16 protein-coding genes are annotated in these 19,942 nt (G+C 69.2%); 8 read left to right on the top strand and 8 right to left on the bottom strand.

What is annotated here, in order from left to right; genetic code table 11:
* Positions 1-58: 58 nt before the first annotated feature.
* From KY572_RS39705 to KY572_RS39675, 7 genes are all read left to right on the top strand, one after another.
* Positions 59-1,039 (top strand): AAA family ATPase, encoded by a 981-nt coding sequence (locus KY572_RS39705; RefSeq protein WP_224248943.1) that lies wholly within the window; start codon positions 59-61, stop codon positions 1,037-1,039.
* Positions 1,036-2,013 carry a DUF58 domain-containing protein gene (locus KY572_RS39700; protein ID WP_224248942.1) on the top strand — a complete coding sequence of 326 codons (978 nt, stop codon included), beginning with the start codon at positions 1,036-1,038 and terminating at the stop codon, positions 2,011-2,013. The genes KY572_RS39705 and KY572_RS39700 overlap by 4 nt, the downstream gene beginning before the upstream one ends.
* Complete coding sequence (locus tag KY572_RS39695; protein WP_224248941.1) at positions 2,010-4,043, top strand: transglutaminase TgpA family protein; 2,034 nt, start codon at positions 2,010-2,012, stop codon at positions 4,041-4,043. Before KY572_RS39700 ends, KY572_RS39695 begins: the two co-directional genes overlap by 4 nt.
* 366 nt (positions 4,044-4,409) lie before the next feature.
* Positions 4,410-5,300, top strand: coding sequence for an RNA polymerase factor sigma-32 (locus KY572_RS39690; protein ID WP_224248940.1), 891 nt, complete (start codon positions 4,410-4,412; stop codon positions 5,298-5,300).
* Between the two features lie 146 nt (positions 5,301-5,446).
* Positions 5,447-7,219, top strand: a complete 1,773-nt coding sequence (locus KY572_RS39685; protein WP_224248939.1) for a HEAT repeat domain-containing protein — start codon at positions 5,447-5,449, stop codon at positions 7,217-7,219.
* A gap of 4 nt (positions 7,220-7,223) precedes the next feature.
* On the top strand, positions 7,224-8,543 hold the full coding sequence (locus KY572_RS39680; protein ID WP_224248938.1) for an HD-GYP domain-containing protein: 1,320 nt from the start codon (positions 7,224-7,226) through the stop codon (positions 8,541-8,543).
* 209 nt (positions 8,544-8,752) lie between these two features.
* The gene (locus tag KY572_RS39675) at positions 8,753-9,934 is read left to right on the top strand and encodes a hypothetical protein (RefSeq protein WP_224248937.1); all 1,182 of its coding nucleotides are present in this window, start codon (positions 8,753-8,755) and stop codon (positions 9,932-9,934) included.
* Here KY572_RS39675 and KY572_RS39670 read toward each other — a convergent pair.
* From KY572_RS39670 to KY572_RS39645, 6 genes are all read right to left on the bottom strand, one after another.
* The gene (locus KY572_RS39670) at positions 9,903-10,310 is read right to left on the bottom strand and encodes a hypothetical protein (RefSeq protein WP_224248936.1); all 408 of its coding nucleotides are present in this window, start codon (positions 10,308-10,310) and stop codon (positions 9,903-9,905) included. The two genes, KY572_RS39675 and KY572_RS39670, sit on opposite strands and share 32 nt — an antisense overlap.
* 97 nt (positions 10,311-10,407) lie before the next feature.
* On the bottom strand, positions 10,408-12,603 hold the full coding sequence (locus KY572_RS39665) for a hypothetical protein (RefSeq protein WP_224248935.1): 2,196 nt from the start codon (positions 12,601-12,603) through the stop codon (positions 10,408-10,410).
* A gap of 261 nt (positions 12,604-12,864) precedes the next feature.
* Positions 12,865-14,625: a class II glutamine amidotransferase gene (locus tag KY572_RS39660; RefSeq protein WP_224248934.1), complete on the bottom strand. Its 1,761-nt coding sequence runs from the start codon at positions 14,623-14,625 to the stop codon at positions 12,865-12,867.
* 12 nt (positions 14,626-14,637) lie between these two features.
* The gene (locus KY572_RS39655; RefSeq protein ID WP_224248933.1) at positions 14,638-15,621 is read right to left on the bottom strand and encodes an alpha-E domain-containing protein; all 984 of its coding nucleotides are present in this window, start codon (positions 15,619-15,621) and stop codon (positions 14,638-14,640) included.
* A complete protein-coding gene (locus tag KY572_RS39650) occupies positions 15,618-17,090 on the bottom strand; it encodes a circularly permuted type 2 ATP-grasp protein (protein ID WP_224248932.1) in 1,473 nt (490 codons plus the stop codon). Before KY572_RS39650 ends, KY572_RS39655 begins: the two co-directional genes overlap by 4 nt.
* A gap of 102 nt (positions 17,091-17,192) precedes the next feature.
* The gene (locus KY572_RS39645) at positions 17,193-17,786 is read right to left on the bottom strand and encodes a TetR/AcrR family transcriptional regulator (RefSeq protein ID WP_224248931.1); all 594 of its coding nucleotides are present in this window, start codon (positions 17,784-17,786) and stop codon (positions 17,193-17,195) included.
* A 164-nt stretch (positions 17,787-17,950) separates the two neighbouring features.
* On the opposite strand from KY572_RS39645, the gene KY572_RS39640 reads away from it, so the two are divergent.
* The gene (locus KY572_RS39640; RefSeq protein WP_224248930.1) at positions 17,951-18,700 is read left to right on the top strand and encodes an SDR family NAD(P)-dependent oxidoreductase; all 750 of its coding nucleotides are present in this window, start codon (positions 17,951-17,953) and stop codon (positions 18,698-18,700) included.
* Between the two features lie 9 nt (positions 18,701-18,709).
* Here the strand turns inward: KY572_RS39640 and KY572_RS39635 are convergent, their stop codons facing one another.
* Both KY572_RS39635 and KY572_RS39630 read right to left on the bottom strand, forming a co-directional pair.
* Positions 18,710-19,654 (bottom strand): RluA family pseudouridine synthase, encoded by a 945-nt coding sequence (locus tag KY572_RS39635; protein WP_224248929.1) that lies wholly within the window; start codon positions 19,652-19,654, stop codon positions 18,710-18,712.
* Positions 19,648-19,911: a hypothetical protein gene (locus KY572_RS39630; protein WP_224248928.1), complete on the bottom strand. Its 264-nt coding sequence runs from the start codon at positions 19,909-19,911 to the stop codon at positions 19,648-19,650. The genes KY572_RS39635 and KY572_RS39630 overlap by 7 nt, the downstream gene beginning before the upstream one ends.
* Between the last annotated feature and the right edge of the window lie 31 nt (positions 19,912-19,942).

Below are 19,942 nucleotides of genomic sequence, written 5' to 3'. Positions count from 1 at the left end.
CCCGCTGCCCGGCATGGCGCCCCGCCGAGGGGACGCCTCGGGTAGACTGCGCGGACAGATGAACCAACCCGCCCGCGCACTCGTCTCCGCACCCACTGTCTCCTCCGCGCGCTCGATCCTGGAGCGGATCGCCGCCCACCTCTCGCGCGTGGTGCAGGGCAAGGAGACGCAAGCCCGCCTCACCGTCACCAGCCTGATCGCCGGAGGCCACCTCCTGCTGGAGGACGTGCCTGGTGTCGGAAAGACGACGCTGGCCGAGGCGCTGGCGCGCTCGTGCGGGCTGAGCTTCGCGCGCATCCAGTTCACCGCGGACCTGATGCCCGCCGATATCCTGGGCGCGCAGGTGTTCCACGCCTCCAGCGCGACGTTCAGCTTCCGACAGGGCCCCATCTTCCGGCAGCTCGTGCTGGCCGACGAGCTCAACCGCGCTCCGCCGCGCACCCAGTCCGCGCTGCTGGAGGGCATGGCCCAGGGCCAGGTGTCGCTGGACGGCAACACCCATCCGCTGCCCTCCCCCTTCACGGTGGTGGCCACGCAGAACCCGCTGGATCTCACCGGCACATACCCGCTGCCGGACTCGCAGCTGGATCGCTTCCTCATGCGCCTGTCGCTGGGCCACCCGTCGCCGGAGGTGGAGGCACGGCTGCTCATCACCCGCGGGCGGACGCCGCCGGTGGAGGAGCTGGAGCCGGTGACGGGGCCCGAGGAGCTGCTCGGCCTGCGGGGGCTCGCCTCGGAGCTGCGGATGGACGCGGCCGTGGCGGAGTACGTGGTGCGGCTGGCCAAGGCGACGCGCGAGCACGGGGACATCGAGCGTGGCGCCTCCACCCGCGCGGTGCTGGCGGTGGGAGCGGCGGCGCGGGCCCATGCCCTGTGGGAGGGGCGTGACTTCGTGACGCCGGGGGATGTGCGGGCGGTGCTGGTGCCGTGCCTGGCGCACCGGCTGATGCTGCGCAGCAACGTGCAGGGAGCCGCGGCCCGGGAGGAGGCCTCGCACCTGCTCGAGGAGCTCTCCCGCAAGGTGGCGGCGCCGCGGTGAAGGCGAAGGCCTCATCCTCCTGGGCGCGGCTGCGCGTCCTGCTGCGCCCTCCGCGCACCTTGAAGGTGACGCGCACGGGGCGCACGTACCTGGTGGTGACGTTCGGCGTGGGGCTGGGCGCGCTCAACACGGGCAACAACCTGCTCTACCTGGTGCTGGGCCTGCTGCTGTCCATGGTGGTGGTGTCCGGCGTGCTCTCCGAGCGCTGCCTGCGCCACCTGAGCGTGCGCCGCCTGGGCACCGAGTCCGCCTTCGCCGGCGAGCCCTTCGCCTACCGCTGGGCCATCACCCGCAAGCAGGGCCACGCCTTCGCCCTCACCCTGGCCGAGGTGGACACGCCGCTCACGGGCGAGGGGCGCGTGGGCTACCTGCGCTCGGGCGTGGAGCACGTGGTGCGCGCGGACCTCACCACGCCCCAGCGAGGGCCGCTGCGGCTGAGCGGCGTGCGCGTCACCACCACGTGGCCGCTGGGCCTCTTCGCCAAGACGCGCGTCTTCGAGCTGGAGGGCATCCTGCTCGTCTATCCCCGGCGCGGCTACGCCTGCCACGTGCCCACGGAGGCGCTCCAGGGCGCCTTCGGCGACTCGAGCACCCCGCGCCGCAACGATGGCACCGGGGACGTGGCCGGCCTGCGCGAGCTGGGCCCCACCGAGGACGCTCGGCGCGTGCACTGGCGCAAGAGCGCCGCCATGGGGAAGCTGATCAAGGTGGAGCGCGAGCGCGAGGAGCGCCGCACCTATCAGCTCTCCGTGGACGCCGGCCTCGAGGACGCGGCCCTGGAGCGGCGCTGCGAGGAGGTGGCCGCCCTCTCCCACCAGCTGCTCGAGGCCGGTCACGAGGTGGGGCTGGAGACGCCCACCGAGCGCCTGCGCCCCGCCTCGGGCCATGTGCAGGAGCGCAACATCCTGCGGGCCCTGGCCTGGGTGGGCTTCGAGGAGCTGCGCGAGGAGCGCCAGAAGGAGGAGGCGGCATGAGCGCGCCCTCCCGCCTGCGGCTGGCCCTGCGCGATCTCGGCGCCGGAGCGGCCTTCGGCTCCATGGTCGTGTCCGGCCAGCTCCCGGTATGGACGGTCGCCGCCTTCGCCCTGTCCCTGGTGTTCGCGCTGCTGGGCTGGCGCGTGTTCGCCAAGCGCGCGAAGGCCACCGCGGTGCTGCTGCTGGGCATGGCCGGCCTGCTCGGCTTCTCCGTGTATGTGGGGCAGCTGGATCTGGTGGTGGCCGCGTGCTCGTTCGCGGGCCTCATCGCCGGCCACCGGATGCTGTCCACGCCGGAGGCCCGGACGGATGGCCAGGTGCAGCTGGCCGGCCTGCTGATGGTGGCGGGCGGCGCGGCGCTCTCCGGCGAGCTGATCTTCGCCGTCTTCCTGGTGGCCTTCTGCGTCTTCGCCAGCCTCTCCATGGGGCTGGCGGTGGTGGAGGCCGCCGTCCCCGAGGGCGAGCCGCTGCCGGTGCGCTCGGTGGTGCGGCCGCTCTCGGTGGGCCTGCTCTTCGCGGTGAGCGGCGCGGTGGCCTTCTTCATCCTCTTCCCGCGCCTCAACTGGAACGTGGCCGCGCGGCGCGCCTCGCCGGGCCTGGGAGCCACCACCGGCCTGTCGGACACGGTGCGGCTGGGCGGCGCCGGCACGCTCAAGAGCAACCCGCGCGTGGTGCTGCGCGCCCACATCACCCCGGATCCCGGCGTGGATCAGCTCGGCTCGTACTGGGTGGCTCGCACCTACGACACCTTCGACGGCCAGGAGTGGACGAGCGTCGGCGGCCCCAAGCGCTCGCGCCAGCGGGTGACGCTGCGGCCCGGTGGGGAGAGCTCGCTCCACCAGCGCATCGAGCTGCTGCCCGCGTACGGCGCCCGCACCCTGGTGGCGCTGGAGACGCCCACGCGCATGGGCAACGCGGTGGCGCACACCGCCAGCGGCAACCGGCGCACCTCGCTGATGGAGCTGGGCGGCGGAGAGGTGCGCTTCGTGGATGCCGGCCTGGGCTACTCCTACGAGGCCACCAGCCTTCCGCCGGAGGAGGACGCCTCCACGAAGATGACGGAGGCGGAGCTCGGCCAGCTCCTGGCGCTGCCGGACCGGCTGGATCCCCGCGTGGCGGAGCTGGCCCGCACGGTGCTCGACGGAGAGAAGGAGCCGCTGGCCGCCGCGCGCAAGCTCTCCAGCTGGCTGCAGCGCGAGTACGCGTACACCCTGGAGCTGCAGGGGGACGTGGAGGATCCGCTCGCCGACTTCCTCTTCGTGCGCAAGGCGGGCCACTGCGAGCACTTCGCCACCGCGCTCACCCTCATGCTGCGCACCCAGGGCTTCTCGGCGCGCCTGGCCTCGGGCTTCTTCGGCGGAGAGCGCTCGGACGAGGACTACATCCTCCGGGCCGGAGACGCCCACGCCTGGACGCACGTGCTGGTGCCGGACCGGGGCTTCGTCACCGTGGACGCGACGCCTCCGGGCAACCGGGCCAGCCAGTCCATGGCCGCGCTCCAGCTCCTCACCGGCCTGTACGAGACGCTCGAGTCGCACTGGCGCTCCGCCGTCGTCGACTTCTCCCTGCGAGACCAGATGGATGTGGCGCAGAGGTTCATCCGCCCGCCGCGAGACTCGGGCCGCTCCTCCACCCGGCTGCCGCCGGCGCGCGTCTGGGGCGTGGCGCTGCTGGCGGGCCTCGTCACCTACGGCACGTGGCGCTTCCTCGCGGCGCGGCTGTCCGCGCCCAGGCCCCACACGGCCACCCGGCTGGTGGACACGGTGGAGCGCATGCTGCGCGAGGCCGGCGTGCGCCCCCATGAGGGCGAGACGCTGGAGGACCTCACCGCCCGCCTCGTCCGCGAGCACCACTCCCTGGCCGAGCCCCTGGCGCCCGTCACCCGCCGCTACCTGGAGGCCCGCTTTGGCCAGCGCCCCCTCGAGGCCGGCGAGGCGGAGCGCCTGCTCACGCCCCTGCGCCGCTACCTCGAGGCGCGCCGTGCCCCCGCTCCGTCCTCGGGAGCGGGCTCCCAGCGCAGCGCCTCCTGAGCCGCCCGCTCGGCCCTCGAGCGTTCGAGCACGTAAACGACTCCGGACGACACAAGCCCACCCCGTTACAGGGTTGGAAAGCAGGGACGCACGCACCATCTCATCCCCTGGGCTTGGAGGTGCCTGGCTGAAAATGGCGCAAGTTCTACAGCCCGAGTGGACCGGGGTTTCCGGCGGTGGCCTGTAACGGTTTCCACCCTGTCAATCCGGTCCGCGCAGGCTCCGAGTCAACCCCCCGCTCTTCCTGGGGATTTTTCGCAAACGAGGCTGGCACCGCGGTTGCTCATGGCATGGAGCGTGCGGTCGTCAAGCGGTGCCAACCCACTCCACCGGCCCTCAGAGGCCCCACGTCGGGAGAAATCAACCATGCAGAACACCCACGAGCAGTCGTCCAACTCCGGCTCCCTGGCGATGTACCTCTCGGAGATCAACCAGTACGCCCTGCTCTCCGTGGAGGAGGAGCAGACGCTGGCCCGGAAGTTCATCAAGGGCGACCTGTCCGCGGGCCACCGGTTGGTGACTTCCAACCTGCGCTTCGTCGTGAAGGTGGCCTACGAGTACCGCTCCTACGGCATCAAGATGAGCGATCTCATCCAGGAGGGGAACATCGGCCTGATGAAGGCCGTGCAGAAGTTCGACCCCGACAAGGGCATCCGGCTCATCTCCTACGCGGTGTGGTGGATCCGCGCCTACATCCAGAACTACATCCTCAAGTCGTGGTCGCTGGTGAAGCTCGGCACCACGCAGGCCCAGCGCAAGCTGTTCTTCAGTCTGGCGCGCACGCGCCGCGAGCTGGAGAAGTTCGGCACGCCGGACGGCGCCATCGTCAACGTGGATGACATCGCCAAGAAGCTCCACGTGAAGCCCGGCGAGGTGCGCGAGATGGAGCAGCGCATGGGCGGGCGGGACCTGTCCCTGGACGCCCCCATGGGCGAGGACGGCGGCAACAGCCACGTGGACTTCGTGGTGAGCGCCTCCGCTCCGCAGGACGACGAGTTCGCCGACAAGGAGGAGGCGGGCCTCATCAACACCCGCGTGCGCACCGCCCTCATGCGGCTGGATCCGCGCGAGCGCTTCATCATCGAGCAGCGAGTCATGAACGAGCGCCCCATGACGCTCAAGGAGCTGGGCGAGCACTTCGGCTTCTCGCGCGAGCGCGCCCGCCAGCTGGAGATCCGCGCCAAGGACAAGCTCAAGGCGGAGCTGGCCGCGCTCATGGCCGAGGTGGATCCCGAGACCACCGCCGCCGCCCAGTAGTCGCCTGCTCGGCGAGGGCCCTCACGATGGGTAGGCCCTCGCCCTACATGGCCTGCGGGTAGTTCTTTGGTTACAGGACTCTCCTGAGACGTCCGAGAGAGTAGACTGGGGTTCCCCCCACCCTCTGCTCGGACCGTCCAGGACGCATGGCCTCGCCCCAGAACGCCAAGGAGACAACACAGGAGTCTTCCGCGGATCCAGTGATACGCGAGAAGGTGGACCTTGCACGGAACTTCACGTTCCAGCTCCTCAAAGGCATCAAGCAGATCGGGATGTACCGCCACAACGAGGCGAAGTTCCCGGAGTTCCTCGGCCGGGCGCTGGAGGCCATTGGCGAGTACACGCAGAAGCATGGCCCGCTGTCCTTGAAGATCGAGCAGCAGAACTTCCTGCTGCACGGCGAGCCGCTGTTCTCCGAGTCCACCCCGCTGCCCTACAAGTTCTTCCGCGACGGCATCCGCCAGCTGATCTTCCGGCCGGGGATGACGCTGGAGGAGCTGGTCACCTTCACGCTGATCGCGCTCTCGGAGCCGGAGCGCGGCGCGGACGACGTGCTCGCCCAATTGTGGAAGGCGGGCATGGAGCACGTGGAGTACGTGGTGGTGGAGGGCTTCTCCATGGACGGCGCCTCCGCGGAGGAGGTGCAGGTCGAGGTGGACAAGGTGGTGGGCTACCTCTACGCCCGCCTGAAGACGAACTCGGAGGACTACCTGCGCTTCGCGCGCGTGTCGACGGAGGATCTCGACGCGCAGATGGAAGGCGTGGAGCAGATCCGCGGCGTCGTGGTGGGAGGCACCTACGCCTCGGACACGCTGAAGGCCCGCATCCAGAAGGAGATCGAGGAGGAGGAGGGAGCGCGCCTCTTCCCCAAGCTGGTGAGCGCCATCTTCCAGGTGGTGGAAGGCGGCGTGGAGGACGTGGGGCTGCTGGAGGAGATCTTCGTCCAGCTGCTGGACGCCATGCTCATCCAGGACGACTACGGCACCATCAACCAGATGGTGCTCAAGCTGCGCGCCCTGTCCCAGCGCGAGGACGCGGAGGGCAACCCCATCGCGCGGCTGCTCTCCTACTTCGTGCAGAAGATGGGCGATGAGCAGCGGCTGATCCGGATGGGCGAGTCGCTCAAGTACGCCAAGGCGAGGAACGCGGCGGACATCACCCGCTACCTCCAGGTGCTGGACGAGCCGGCCATCATCCCCCTGCTCACGGTGCTGGAGACGATCGAGGTGCAGGAGAACCGGGTGCTCCTGTGCGACGTGCTGGCGGGGTTCGCCAAGAACCGGCCGGATCCGTTCGTCATCCGGCTGCAGTCGGACCGGCCGCAGACGGTGCGCGACATGGTCTACATCCTGGAGAAGTGCCAGCACCCGGACCGGCTGAAGATGTTCGGGCAGGTGCTCAAGGGGAAGAACCTGGTGGTGAAGCTGGAGGTGATGAACATCGTCGCCCGGGGCCACACCAACGAGGCGCGCAAGCTGATCTCGGACCTGCTCAACGATCCCATCTCGCAGGTGCGGATGCAGGCGGCGAAGCTGCTGCCGGAGTTCGATCACGACAAGGCGTACCTGGACCTGCTGCGCATCATCAAGGACAGCTCCAACTTCGAGAAGAAGACGCCGGACGAGCGCATGGCGTTCTACGCGGCGCTGGGCTCCACGGCGACGCCCAACGCGCTGACGTGGATGACGCAGCTGCTGTCGGTGAAGCCGTCACTGCTGAACAAGAAGAAGGTGATGGACGACAAGCTGCTGGCCATCCAGGGGCTGGCGGCGGCGAGCAACATCCACTCGTACAAGGTGCTGCAGGGCGTGGTGGAGGACAAGTCGCAGCCGACGGAGGTGCTCACCGCGGCGCGCAAGGCGATGTACCAGACGAAGAAGGCGCTGTTCGGAGACGCCGGCGCCGCCGAGGAGGCATGAAGTCATGGCCGAGAACCTGAAGATCACCCAGGGCCAGAGCGAGAACATCGGCGAGTACGGCCGCGCCCACTCGGAGAAGCTGCAGTCGCTGGCGCGCGGCATGGTGTCCGGGCTCTACATGCTGGTGCGGTCCGTGAAGATGTACGATCCGGACAACGCCGTGTTCGAGAAGCCGCTGGTGCAGCTGCAGGACATCATCAACCAGATCATCTCCAAGGAGGGGCGGCTGGAACTGGTGGGGGTGAAGGACTCCTTCTACCTGAACAACATGCTGGTGAAGGTGGACCTGAACTCCATCGAGAACCAGCGCTACCTGCTGACGGAGATGCGGGCCAAGGACGTGGGCGGCATCACCGTCACCAAGCCCATCACCCTGCCGGAGCTGAAGAACTTCGTGTGGATCTTCAGCAAGGAGCAGACGCAGCAGGTGGAGGAGGAGGGGCTGGCGAACCGGAAGCTGCTGAACATGAAGGTCGCCAAGTTCTCCAAGCTGCGCGAGCGGCTGAACAAGGAAGCCGACCGGCTCGAGAACCCGGACGACCAGAAGGTGGACCGGAAGAAGTACGCGATGACGGTGTACGCGCGCGCGGTGTTCTTCCTGCAGAAGTACCTGGAGTCGGTGCGGGCCGGCAAGCCGATGAACTCGTCCAAGGCGCTGCGCATCGTGCAGGATCTGGTGGACATCTCCTTCGACCAGCGGACGCACTTCCTGGGGATGACCACGACGAAGCGCGAGGCGGAGTACCTGGTCTTCCATCAGGTGAACGTGGCGCTGATGAGCATCGTGTTCGGCGCGGAGCTGGGACTGACGAAGCCGCAGCTGCGGGACCTGGGGTACATCGCGCTGTTCCACGACGCGGGGATGACGACGCTGCCGGAGGAGCTGGCGACGAAGCGCGGAGCGCTGACGCCGGAGGAGAAGGCGCAGATCCAGAAGGCGCCGCTGATCTCGGTGCGCAACATCCTGATGGAGAAGGGCTTCTCGCGCTCGACGCTGCTGCGGGTGGTGACGACGTTCGAGCACAAGGCGGACTTCGGGACGGCGGTGCGGGACTCGCGAGGCAACATCCAGATGATCATCCCCAAGACGAACCTGGGGGTGTTCGCGAAGATCATCGCGATCTGCGACGCGTTCGACGCGCTGACGAGCAAGCGGCCGTATCGGGACGCGTACGGGCCCGAGGTGGCGCTGATGCTGATGTGGACGGAGATGCGCAACAAGTTCGACCCGGAGCTGCTCCAGGTGTTCATGCGCGTGATGGCGATCCAGCCGGTGAAGGTGCTCTCGAAGCGCCAGCAGAACGTGTCGCTGGCCGGCGTCTGACCCACGGGTAAGTCCCTCTCCGACGAGGAGTTGCTGCGCGCCATCAAGGCCCAGCAGGCCCAGGACGGGTAGTCGGTCGAACTGGTTCCCAACTGGTATGACAAGCATACCAGTTGATGGCGCTCTCGCCCGACACGGGCACCTCCCTTCCCCCAAACGGGTCAGGTGGGCGACTTGCCATCCTGGAGTGCTGGATCGCACCTTGAGCGGTGGCTTCTCACTCGAAAGCGCCCCCTCGATCGGGGGGCAAGCGGGGGAGTAACGGAGCCGAACTCCTGGCTCGGCAGCGGGAGCTCTACGCCCTGCCCCTCTCGGACTTCACCCGGGCCCGCGACGCTCTCGCCAAGGAACTCGCGTCAAAGGGTCAATCCAAGGACGCGCAGGCCATTCGCAAGCTCAAGCGCCCCGTCGTCACCGCCTGGGTCGTCAATCAGCTGGCCCACCAGCACCCGGATCACATCGAGGAGCTCCTCTCCGCCGCCCGTGACCTCGAGAAGGCTCAGCGCCGGGCCATGTCCGGGCTGGCGGCGGAGCCGCTCAAGGAGGCCAACCGCGCCTTCCAGCGGGCACTCGATGCCTTGATGAAGGACGTCAACGACTCGCTGGCCGCCACGGGCCGCCCACCCTCGGGCGAGCTCATCCGCCAGGTCGACGAGACGCTGCGCACCGCCTCCCTCGGCTCGGAAGAGGAGCGAACCATGCTGACTCAGGGCATGTTGACGCGGCCGCTGCGAAGCTCGGGAGGGTTCGGGGATTTCTCGGCCCTGGAGCTCGTCGGCCCGCTGCCGGAGCGCGCCCCTCGCAGACCCGCAAAGCCGCCCCCGAGTCAGCGCCCGGCGAAGTCCGTGGAGCCTTCGACTCCCGCCGGCGGCAAGGTGCTGCATGGCCCCTGGACGCCTCGTGTTCGCGAGGAGAAAGCCCCAGCGCGTCCGCCGCCACCACCGAAGCGGCCGGCATCTCCGCCCCGCCCCTCCAAGCGCCAGCTCCGTGACGAGGCCAGGGCCGAGACGCGCCGCGAGCGCGAGGTGGAGCTCCGACAGCTCCGGCGGGACGCCAGACAGCAGGCAGCGGAGGCCCAGCGAGCCGAGCGGCTCTCACGCCAGGAGGTGGTGCGCACGAAGGCCGTGCTCAGGACCGCGGAGGCGAAGAGCCGCTACGCACGCGGTGCCCTCGAAGCCGCGGAGGCCCGAGCTCGGCGCGCCCGTGAGGCGCTCGAGACCGCGGAGGAGCAGGCCCGTCAGGCTCGCGAGACGCTGGCGGCGGCTGTGGAGGCTGAACGCGCCCAGGCGGAGGAGGTCTCGCGCGTGGAGCAGCAGGCCCAGGCCACGGAGAAGGCTCTCACCCAGGCACAGCGCCACCTCAAGCAGGTCGAGTCCCGCCTGCCCCGGTAGCGCTCCCCTGCTTCTTCTCGGCCGACTGCTTCCACCACTCCTGCGTGACGTTCAGCACGCCCTCGACTCGCGCTCGCAGGTTGCGCTGCTCGACGTGGCCGGTCGTCGACGCCTCCACGTCGCGAAGCGTGTCGCGGAACTCCACGAGGAGCTTTCGCGCACTCTCCTCCGTGGTGAACTTCCGCGTCGTCCACTCGGCATCCCGGACGTCCCGGTAGGGCTTATAGGCCAGCTCCAGGTCGATGTAGAGCTTCGACCAGCGAGCCAGATCGACCACCCGCTCGATCAGCCGGATGTCGGTGGAGGACGTCTCCAGCAGCTCGTCGATGGCGGCGAGCAGCTTCCCGATGCGTACGTGGACTTCTGCGATGGCCATGGCGAAGCCATCCTACGAACGAATGCGCACGCCCCATCAAGTCGCCGGCGGCGCTTCTGTCCAATGGAATGAGGATGGCTTCGCCCCGCCCCTGGCCTCAGTTCGTACCGCCGGCGCCCTTGTCCGCCGCGAGGGCGTTGCGGCTCCCAGGCCCCAGCAGCCCCTGCATGGAGTCGAAGAGGTTGAGGTTGGAGCCAGTGGGCAGGAACACCACCTTGTCCAGCCCGCCGACGACCGCCGCCTGCGCCTGGGCCGCCACCGCCTTGACGAAGTTCTCTCCGCCCCCGAGCGCCTCCACTCGCTTGCGGAACTGATCGGCCTCCACCGCGGCGAGCCGCGCCTGCCGGTCCACCTCGAGATCGTTCATCCGCTTCTGCCGCTCCAGCGCCACCTCGCTCATCAGCCGCTCGCGCTCCAGCTCCGCCTCGGTGCGGATGCGGGACGCCCGGGCCTCTGCCTCCGCGCGGGCCAGCGCCTCCTCGCTCTCCACCCGAGCCTTCTCGAGCTGCGCCTCCGCCTCCACCTTGGCGTGGCTCAGCGTGGCCAGCTGGTGGTTCTTGTTCTGCAGCTCGATGAGCGACTGCCGCTCGGCCTCCGACTTCCGGTGGCTGGAGATGTCCGCCAGCTGCTTCTCCTCCTCGCTCCGGATGCGCTTGAGCTCCGCCGACGCCTGCGCCTCCTGCTTCGAGGCATCCAGCTGGATCTGGATGTTCGTGTCGATGGCCTCGCGCAGCTTGAGCGCCGTCTTGTCATCGACCGGAGCGATGTCCTTGATGTCGATGTCGATGATGCGCAGCTGGTTCTCGGAGAACAGCCGATCCTTGCGCGCCTTGCCGGCCTCATCCACGCCGAAGATGGCCCGGCGGATGAGCACGCTCGCGTTCTTGTGGAACGTCTCGAAGTCGTTCTCCGCCGCCACCTGGCGGATGCGCGACGCGAGGTTCTCGCACACGTACCCGATGAAGTCGTTCACCCGGAAGATGGCCTTGTCCTTCTCCGAGTCCCCCTCCACGTCGAACTGCCACTTGTACGAGAGCTTGATGCGCAGCCGGGCGTGATCCCTCGTCGCCACCTCGAACAAGTCCGTGGCGAAGTCCGGCCCCAGCCGCAGCATGAGCACCTTGAGCTGCCTGGGGCGCTTGGGCGTCCCGCCGGACAGATCCAGCACCGTCACGTCCTCGTACGGGCGCAGCATCACCTTCGCCGGGCCGAACTCCACCCGGGCGTGGTTGGTCTCGAAGTCGTTGATCAGCACCGCCGTGTTGTCCTCGATGCGCAGGACGATGGCTCGCGTGCGGTCGATCCGCTCCGCGGACGCGGCTGCCGGGCGTGGCGCCTTGGCGTCCTTCCCATCCACGGCGGCCAGGTGCGCGCCCTGCTGCGCCGGAGCCAGCCCCAGCAGCGCCTCGGCGTCGGCAGAGAGCCGCTTCTCGTGCAGCTCCTGGTGGGCCTCGGGCATGAACTGGCACGGGCCCTGGACCAGCGACACCTTGCCGGAGCGCAGATCCCTCACGTACAGGCCCTCGCCCTGCCCCAGCGAGAGCGCGACGATCTCCTTGTGGATCAGCACCCGCTCGTTGGGCACGTAGGTCCGCGGGCCCCGGACGATCCAGGTGTCACCCGCCTTGCGCGTCCGAAGCTCCCCGCCCTCCTCCGTCTCGGAGAAGTCATCGAGCGCCTGGAGCTTGAGCCCCTGCATCTCGGACAGCACGTGCTTGCGGCGGACGTCTCCCTCCAGCGCCTCGCCCGGCTCCAGGAAGAAGACGTCCGGGCCGGAGATGACCTTGCGGCGGCCCTCCTGGATCTTCCCCGTGGTCCGGTCCACCGGGTTCAGCACGACGCAGTACTCCGTCTCCTTGAGGACGCGCGCCTTCTCCGCGGAGACGACGATCACCGCCGCGCTGGGCACGTAGCGTCCGGGCCCTCGGACCAGCCACTCGTCACCGGCCTCGCGCGTGCGCGGCCCACCCGGAGCCCGCTCATCGCTGAAGGCCGTGAGGGCCCGCAGGCGCAGCGCGTCGTAGACGCCGAGCACGTACTCGGGGGTGATCTCTCCCTCCAGCTCCTCGCCCGGGTAGAGCGGGAACACCTGGGGACCGACGCGGACCTCGCGATCGCCCACGGCGATGCGGGCCTGGCCGAAGTCGTCGAGCGACACCTTGCCACCCTCGCGCACCACCGGGTTGCGCACGACGCACCAGCTGCCCGTGCCCAGCTCGATCATCCGGCTCTTGGTCACGAGCGTGAGGTGGGCCTCCAGCGTCAGGACCTTGGGGCCGATCTCCACCAGCACGACGCCGCGGTTCGCGTCCTCGATGTAAGCGTACTCGCGGTTCTTCAGGGAGATGCGCTGGATGGCTTCGCTGCTGTTGTTCGAGGGGGGGCACAGGGATACCTGCTCGGTGAGAGTTCACCGCCCCTCAATGCCAGCCGCGTGCCCACGCCGTTTCAGACGGGAGCCGCTCGAAAACGGAGGAATTCCCGCCCAGTTTGGATCTCTCGCCTGCTCCAGACTGAGCCAGGTTGCTCCATCCTGGAGCACCTCGCGCGACGGCTACTCGACGGGCTCGCAGACGACCGTGACCTCGAGCCGCTCGATGCTGCCGCCCACGTAGATGGTGCCCGAGGTGGGCGTCGCGTCCCGGTGCGTCCGCCCCGTGGCCACGCGCACGTGGTTCGTCTGCGTGAGCACGCCGTTGGTGGGATCGAAGCCCCTCCAGCCTCGCTCGGGCAGGTACACCTGCGCCCACGCGTGCGAGGCCTCCGCCTGCTGCGTGTTGGCGTGCTTGGGGCCCGTATAGATGTAGCCGCAGGTGTAGCGCGCCGGCAGCCCCAGCAGCCGCGCCAGGCACAGGAACAGGTTGGTGAAGTCCTGGCACACGCCGCGCCGCGCCGAGTACACCTCGAACGCCGACGTGTTCAGGTGCGTCACCCCCTGGATGTACTGGTACTCCTTGTAGATGCTGAAGTTGAGGTCCAGCAGCGTGTCCAGCAGATCGAAGTCGTTGCGGCGCGCGAAGCTCATCGCGTACTCGAGCAGCTCCTCCAGCTCGCTGTCCGGCAGCGGCGGCGGCTGGAGGTACGGCTGGAGCATCACCTGCTGCGACGGCATCCACAGCACCGGGAACGTCGTGCGGATGTGGGGCGCGCGGTGGCCGAGCGGATCCGTGTCCCGCAGCTCCACCCGCGAGTTCGCCTCGATGACCAGCTCCGTGTAGGGCGTCTCGATGAGCGCCTTGCGCACATGGTTGCCGAAGACGTCCTCGTACTCGCTCTGCAGCACCCCCGGCGACATCCGCAGCTCGTGCGAGCGCAGGCTCTGCAGCCGGTCATGCACCGGCGTCAGCCGAAGCACGTGGGCGCTGCGCTCCACGGGCCGCTCGTAGCGGTAGACCGTGCGGTGCCGCACGTCCATGACTCGCACCGGCGCGACGGGAGGCCGCCTCAGGGTGCCGCGCGCGGCCAGCTCGGCGGCGGTGCTGGTGTCCTTACCCGGCTCGCGCTTCACGCCAGGCGGCAGCACCTCGGCGCGGATGGCGCCCTGCCGCACCATCACCAGCCCTCCGGGGACGATGGGCGTCCAGTTCGCCTTCACCTCCGCCGTGCGGGACTCGATGGGCTGGGTGCTGAAGATGACGCCCTTGCGGCTCTTGGCCCCGCGCTTCGTCAGGTCCACCTCGACGTCGTCATCGCCGATGACCAGCCGCTCGTAGGGCGGCGCCACCCGCCACATCCACGCCTTCGTGGACTGCTCCCGGTCCGCGTAGATGCAGAGATCGTGTCCGTCCGTGAAGACCACGGTGAGCGGCCCCAGGCCGTTCATCTCCTCGAGCCAGGCCCGCAGGCGCTCCAGATCCACGTCTCCCAGCCGCTTCCAGCCAGAGGCCTGGATCCAGCTCAGCAGCGCGCAGAAGACGCTCTCCGAGTCGCTGGAGCCCACCGGCTCGAAGGCCGGGTCCACGGGCAGCTGCACGGCCTGACGCAGGGTGCCGCTGTGTCCGAACAGCCAGTCCCGCCCCGCGTAGCTGCGGCAGAACGGCTGGGTGTTGGCGTCGGTGATGGCGCCCCAGCTCGCCGTGCGGATGTGCAGCAGGAGCAGGGAGGACTCCAGGTGCTCCCAGGCCTTCACCAGCTCGCTGCGGATGCTGCCCCCCGGAGGCGGCCGAGGCTCCTTGAGCACCGCCGCGGCGGGCTCGCTGCCCGGGTAGTAGCCCACGCCCCAGCCGTCCGGAGGCTTGTTGCCGGGAGCCAGGCACCGCAGGTCCAGGCTGGGCGCGAGCTCTCCCTCGAAGGACATGGCGAGGAGGTTGGGCATGGCCGCGGGACTCTACTGGGCCATCGCCTGTGAGCCCAGCGCTCTTGCCGCCCCGAAGAACTCAGCGGCCAGAATGTCACAGAGCGCGCCGGTGTCCTCGACCACCTGTGTGAGCAGCCCGTGCACGGTGGCTCCGGGAGCCGAGAGCGCCGTCGGCTGGAGCCGCTCCAGCAGCCGCGTGCTCAGGGCCACCGTCTCGGCGCCGGGCAGCCCCTGCGTGCCAGGCGGGTGGAACTCGATCAGGTACTTGTGGGCCGACTTCAGGCAGTAGCGCAGCGAGCGCGGGAACTCCTGCTCGAAGAGCAGGAACGCCGCCACCGCGTTGCCCGTGACGCGGCCCTGGTGGCGCTTCATGAAGGGCTCGAAGCCCGAGCACGCCCGCAGCAGCGAGAGCCAGAGCGACGTCTCCACCACCTGGTGGCCGCTCGGAAGCTGCGAGAAGGCGTGGTGGTGCACATCCAGCACGCGCGCCGTCTGCCCCGCCCGCTCCAGCAGCACGCCCGTCCAGATGAAGTCCAGGGGCGTGTCGTGCAGCATGGTGCTGCGCAACAGCCCCAGGCACAGCTGCACCGAGCGGCGGACGTGCCGGTAGAAGCCGTAGCGGTGGTGGGCGTACTCCTCCTTCGCCTCCTCGCCGCGCATCCACAGGAACAGCTCGTTGATGACCTCCCAGCACTCGATGCTCACCACCTCGCGGATGGCGCGCGCGTTCTCCCGGGCCGCGGCCACCGAGGCCTGGATGCTGGAGGGGTTGTCCTCATCCCAGACCATGAAGCGCTGGACCTGCTCGCCGTCGTCCTCGGCCGCGCTGGCGCCTCGCGAGGCGAAGCGCAGCCGCTCGCCGAAGACGGCCAGCACCGGCCGCCAGCACTGCTCGGGGGCCAGCCCCGCATCCAGCGCCAGCGTCCCCGTCACCTGGAGCACCCGGGCCGTGCTCTCGGCGCGCTCCAGGTAGCGCCCGAGCCAGAAGCAAAGCTCCGCCACTCGCGCGATCATGCGACCTCCCGCTGCACCCAGGTGTCCTTCGAGCCACCCCCCTGGCTGGAGTTCACGACGTATGAGCCCTCGCGCAGCGCCACCCGGCTCAGCCCGCCGGGGAGCACCCACGGGCCCTGCGGCCCGGTGAGGATGTAGGGCCGCAGATCCACCCGGCGCGGCGCCACCCTGCCCTTCCCCGCGTCCCACGTGGGACAGGTGGACAGCTCCACACGCGGCTGGGCCACGTACTTGCGCGGCTCGGCGAGGATGCGGGCGCGGAACTCCTCGCGCGCCTCGGGCGTGGACTGCGGGCCCATCAGCATCCCGTAGCCACCGGCCTCGTCCACCGCCTTCACCACCAGTTGCTCCAGGTGATCCACCACGTAGTCGCGCTCCTGCCTGCGCGCGCAGACGTAGGTGGGCACCTGCTCCAGCAGCGGCTCCTCGGAGAGGTAGAAGCGGATCATCTCCGGCACGAAGGCGTACACGGCCTTGTCGTCCGCCACCCCGTTGCCCGGCGCGTTGGCCAGCGCCACGTTGCCCGCGGCGTACGCCCGCATCAGCCCGCGCACGCCCAGCAGGCTGTCCGGGCGGAAGGCCTCGGGATCCAGGAAGGCGTCATCGATGCGCCGGTAGATGACGTGCACGCGGCGCGGCCCCCGGGTGGTGCGCACGAACACCTGATCGCGCTCCACGAAGAGATCGGCCGGCTGCACCAGCTCCACGCCCATGGTGCGCGCCAGGAACGAGTGCTCGAAGTAGGCGGAGTTGTAGGGCCCGGGCGTGAGCACCACCAGCGTGGAGTGCTCGGGATCCTCGGGCGAGACGGCGCGCAGCGTCTCCGCCAGCCGCGCGGGGTAGTGGTCCACCTGGCGGATCCGCGCCTGCTCGAAGATCTCCGGCATCACCCGCTTGGAGATGATGCGGTTCTCCATCACGTAGGAGACACCCGACGGGGTGCGCAGGTTGTCCTCGAGCACCCGGAAGGTGCCGCGCTCGTCCCGGATGAGATCGATGCCCGCCACGTGGATGCGCACGCCGCCTGGGGGCCGCACGTGGCGCAGCTGGGGCAGGTACAGCTTCGTGCCCAGGACGATGTCTCGCAGCTCGGGCCGCTCCGCGAGCATCCGCTGCGGGCCGTAGACGTCATCCAGGAAGAGGCCCAGCGCCCGGGTGCGCTGCTCCAGCCCGCGCTCCAGACGCATCCAGTCCACGCTCGAGACGATGCGGGGGATGAGGCAGAAGGGGAAGATCTTCTCGGTGCCCCGCGAGTCCGAGTACACCGAGAAGGTGACGCCCTGGTTCAGCAGGGCCCGCTCGGCCAGCGCCTGGATGCGGGCGAACTCCTCGGCGCTGCGCCCCGCCAGCATGGCGAACATGCGGAGGAAGTGGGAGCGGGCGGTACCACTGGCCTCGAACAGCTCATCGAAGGTCCCGGGCGCGACGGCATAGTCGTCGAACAGCCCCGGGACGAGCATCCTTCTCATCGAGATCCTCCGCATCACGGCTGCGGGGATCATCATGACACGCCGCGTTGGTTCGGCGATACTGGGGGTCAAATCCGGGAGCGGCCGGGCGAGATTTCCCCCTCATTTGAGGAACTTGCGCCGGCTCGCCTCGAGGATCTCGTCGGAGAGCTCCGGGTCGGCCTCGGCCACCGCGCGGGCCAGTACCACCGCGCCCACCACCTCGCTCATCATCTGGATGGCGCGCTCGCGCGTCGAGGCCTCCGTCCCCTTGCGCTTGTCGGGAGCCGCCGTGGACAGGTGCTCCTGGGCCAGCGCGAAGACCTTCTCGAGCCCCTCGGAGAAGCTCTCCTGGACCTCCTTGCCCTGCCGCCCCGCGTCGGCCGCCAGCGCGGCAAGGGTACACCCCTGCCCGGGATCATCGCGGTGCTCGGGTGAGAGGTAGTGCTCCAGGAAGTCCCTCCAGGCGCGGGCCGGTGCCTGCTCGAGCTCACACGCCAGCTTCGAGGCCGATCGCTCGAAGGCTCCCGAGCAGGCCTCCGCGGCCAGCGCCTGCTTGGACGGGAAGTGGTTGTAGAAGCCCCCGTGCGTGAAGCCCGCGGCCTTCATCAGGTCCGCGACCCCCACTCCATCGAACCCGCGCTCCCGAAAGAGCCGCCCCGCGGTCTCGAGGATCTTCCGGCGGTTCTCCGCCGCCTGCTCCTGGGTGAGTCGCATCGTTCCTCCTCCTTCCGCCCGAGAGCGGAGCAGGTTCGGTTGACAACTAAAATGACGGTCATCATTAAAGAGCCGCAACCAATGATGGTGACCGTCATCAATAGATGTAGAGCCGGGCGGAAGCGAAGGCAAGCCGGGCTCGGCGGTCGAAAGGACGGAAGGTCATGAGCAAGCACCAAGGGAAGGTGGCTGTCGTCACGGGTGGTACCTCGGGCATCGGCTTCGCCGCGGCACAGCGCCTGGCCAACGAGGGAGCGCGGGTGTTCATCACGGGCCGGCGTCAGGGCGAGCTGGACGCGGCGGTGAAGCGGATTGGAAAGAACGCCATCGGCGTGCAGGGCGACACCTCCAAGCTCGCCGATCTGGACCGGCTGTACGCCACGGTGAAGCGGGAGGCCGGGCACATCGACATCCTCTTCACCAACGCCGGCGGCGGCGAGTTCCTCCCGCTGAGCGACATCACCGAGGAGCACTTCGACGCCACCTTCGACAGCAACGTGAAGGGGGTGGTCTTCACCGTGCAGAAGGCGCTCCCGCTGCTGCGCGAGGGCGGCTCGATCATCCTCAATGCCTCGAACGTCTCCATCAAGGGCGTCGCGGCCTTCAGCGTGTACGCCGCGACCAAGGCCGCCGTGCGATCCTTCGCCCGCTCGTGGATCCTCGAGCTGAAGGAGCGAAAGCTCCGCGTCAACGTCGTCAGCCCCGGGCCGATCGACACCCCGGGACTCGACTCGCTGGCGAAGACGCCGGAGCAGAAGGCGCAGCTCAAGGCCCAGCTGCTGTCCACCATTCCCCTGGGGCGGCTGGGTCAGCCGGACGAGATCGCCAAGGTGGTGTCCTTCCTCGCCTCGGACGACAGCAGCTTCATCAACGGCGTCGAGCTGTTCGCCGATGGCGGCTCGGCGCAGATCTGACCGGCTTCGTCAGGCGCCTCGCAGGCAAGCGATGGCGGACTCGAAGTCCCCGGGCAGGGGCGCCTCCAGCTTCAGCGCCTTGCCCGTCCTGGGGTGCGTGAAGGCCAGCCGCCACGCGTGCAGCGCCTGACGCCCCAGCGCCTCCTGCGCCTCGGCCACCCTGCCCTTCGCCTTGCGCCCCGCGCCGTACAGCGCGTCGCACAGCAGCGGGTGGCCGGACTCGGACAGGTGCACCCGGATCTGGTGCGTGCGGCCCGTCAGCAGATCCACCTCCACCAGCGCCGCGCCCTCGAAGAGCTCCCGCGTCCGGAACACCGTGATGGCCGGCTTGCCCTCCTTCACCTTGCCCGTGAACTTCTGCCGGTGCACCGGGTGCCGCCCGTACAGCGTCTCGATGCGCCCCTCCGGCTTCGGGTGCCCGTGCACCAGCGCCAGGTACGTCTTCTCCACCGCGCGCGTCTTGAAGGCCTTCTGCAGCGCGACGAGCGTCTTCTCGTTCTTCGCCACGACGAGGCACCCCGTCGTGTCCTTGTCCAGGCGGTGGACGATCCCCGGGCGCAGCTCTCCGCCCACTCCGGCGAGATCCTTCACCCGGTGCAGCAGCGCGTTCACCAGCGTCCCGGACGCGTGCCCCGCTCCCGGGTGCACCACCATGCCCGCCGCCTTGTTCACCACCACCAGGTCCCGATCCTCGTGCAGCACCTCCAGCGGCAGCTCCTCCGCCAGCGGCACGGCCGCCACGGGCGCGGGGATGTGCACGCAGAGCAGCTCCCCACCCCGCAGGCGCAGCGCCGCCTTCGCGGGGCGACCGTCCGCCAGCACGTGGCCGGCTTCGATCAGCCCCTGGATGCGGGAGCGGGTGAGATCGGGGAACGTGCGCGCGAGGTGCTGATCCAGCCGCTCGCCTCGGGCCTCGGGCGGGGCTCGGTGCTCGCGCGCCTCGGCGGCTACCAAATCTTCGACTTCACGTGCGCCTTCGAGCGCAGCACGATGTCGTTGATGGCCCGCTCGAAGAAGTTGGCCCGGGTGAAGATCTCGGAGCTCACGCGGCTCTTGTAGAGCTCGCGCCCCTCGTCCAGCTCGTCCTTCAGGATCTCGAAGAGGTTGTCCTGCTCGATGCCCTTGATGATCTTCTGCTCGTTGTAGAGCGAGATATCCGAGGCGATCGCGCGGGCGAGCCGCATCGCTTTGACCTTTTCTTCTTCTGTCATTGCACTTCTTTCATATGCACGGCAATGCGGG

Source organism: Hyalangium gracile (assembly GCF_020103725.1).
Classification (GTDB): Bacteria; Myxococcota; Myxococcia; order Myxococcales; family Myxococcaceae; genus Hyalangium; species Hyalangium gracile.
Note: the sequence above shows the minus strand (reverse complement) of the source record. Positions and strands in the feature narration are given on the sequence as shown.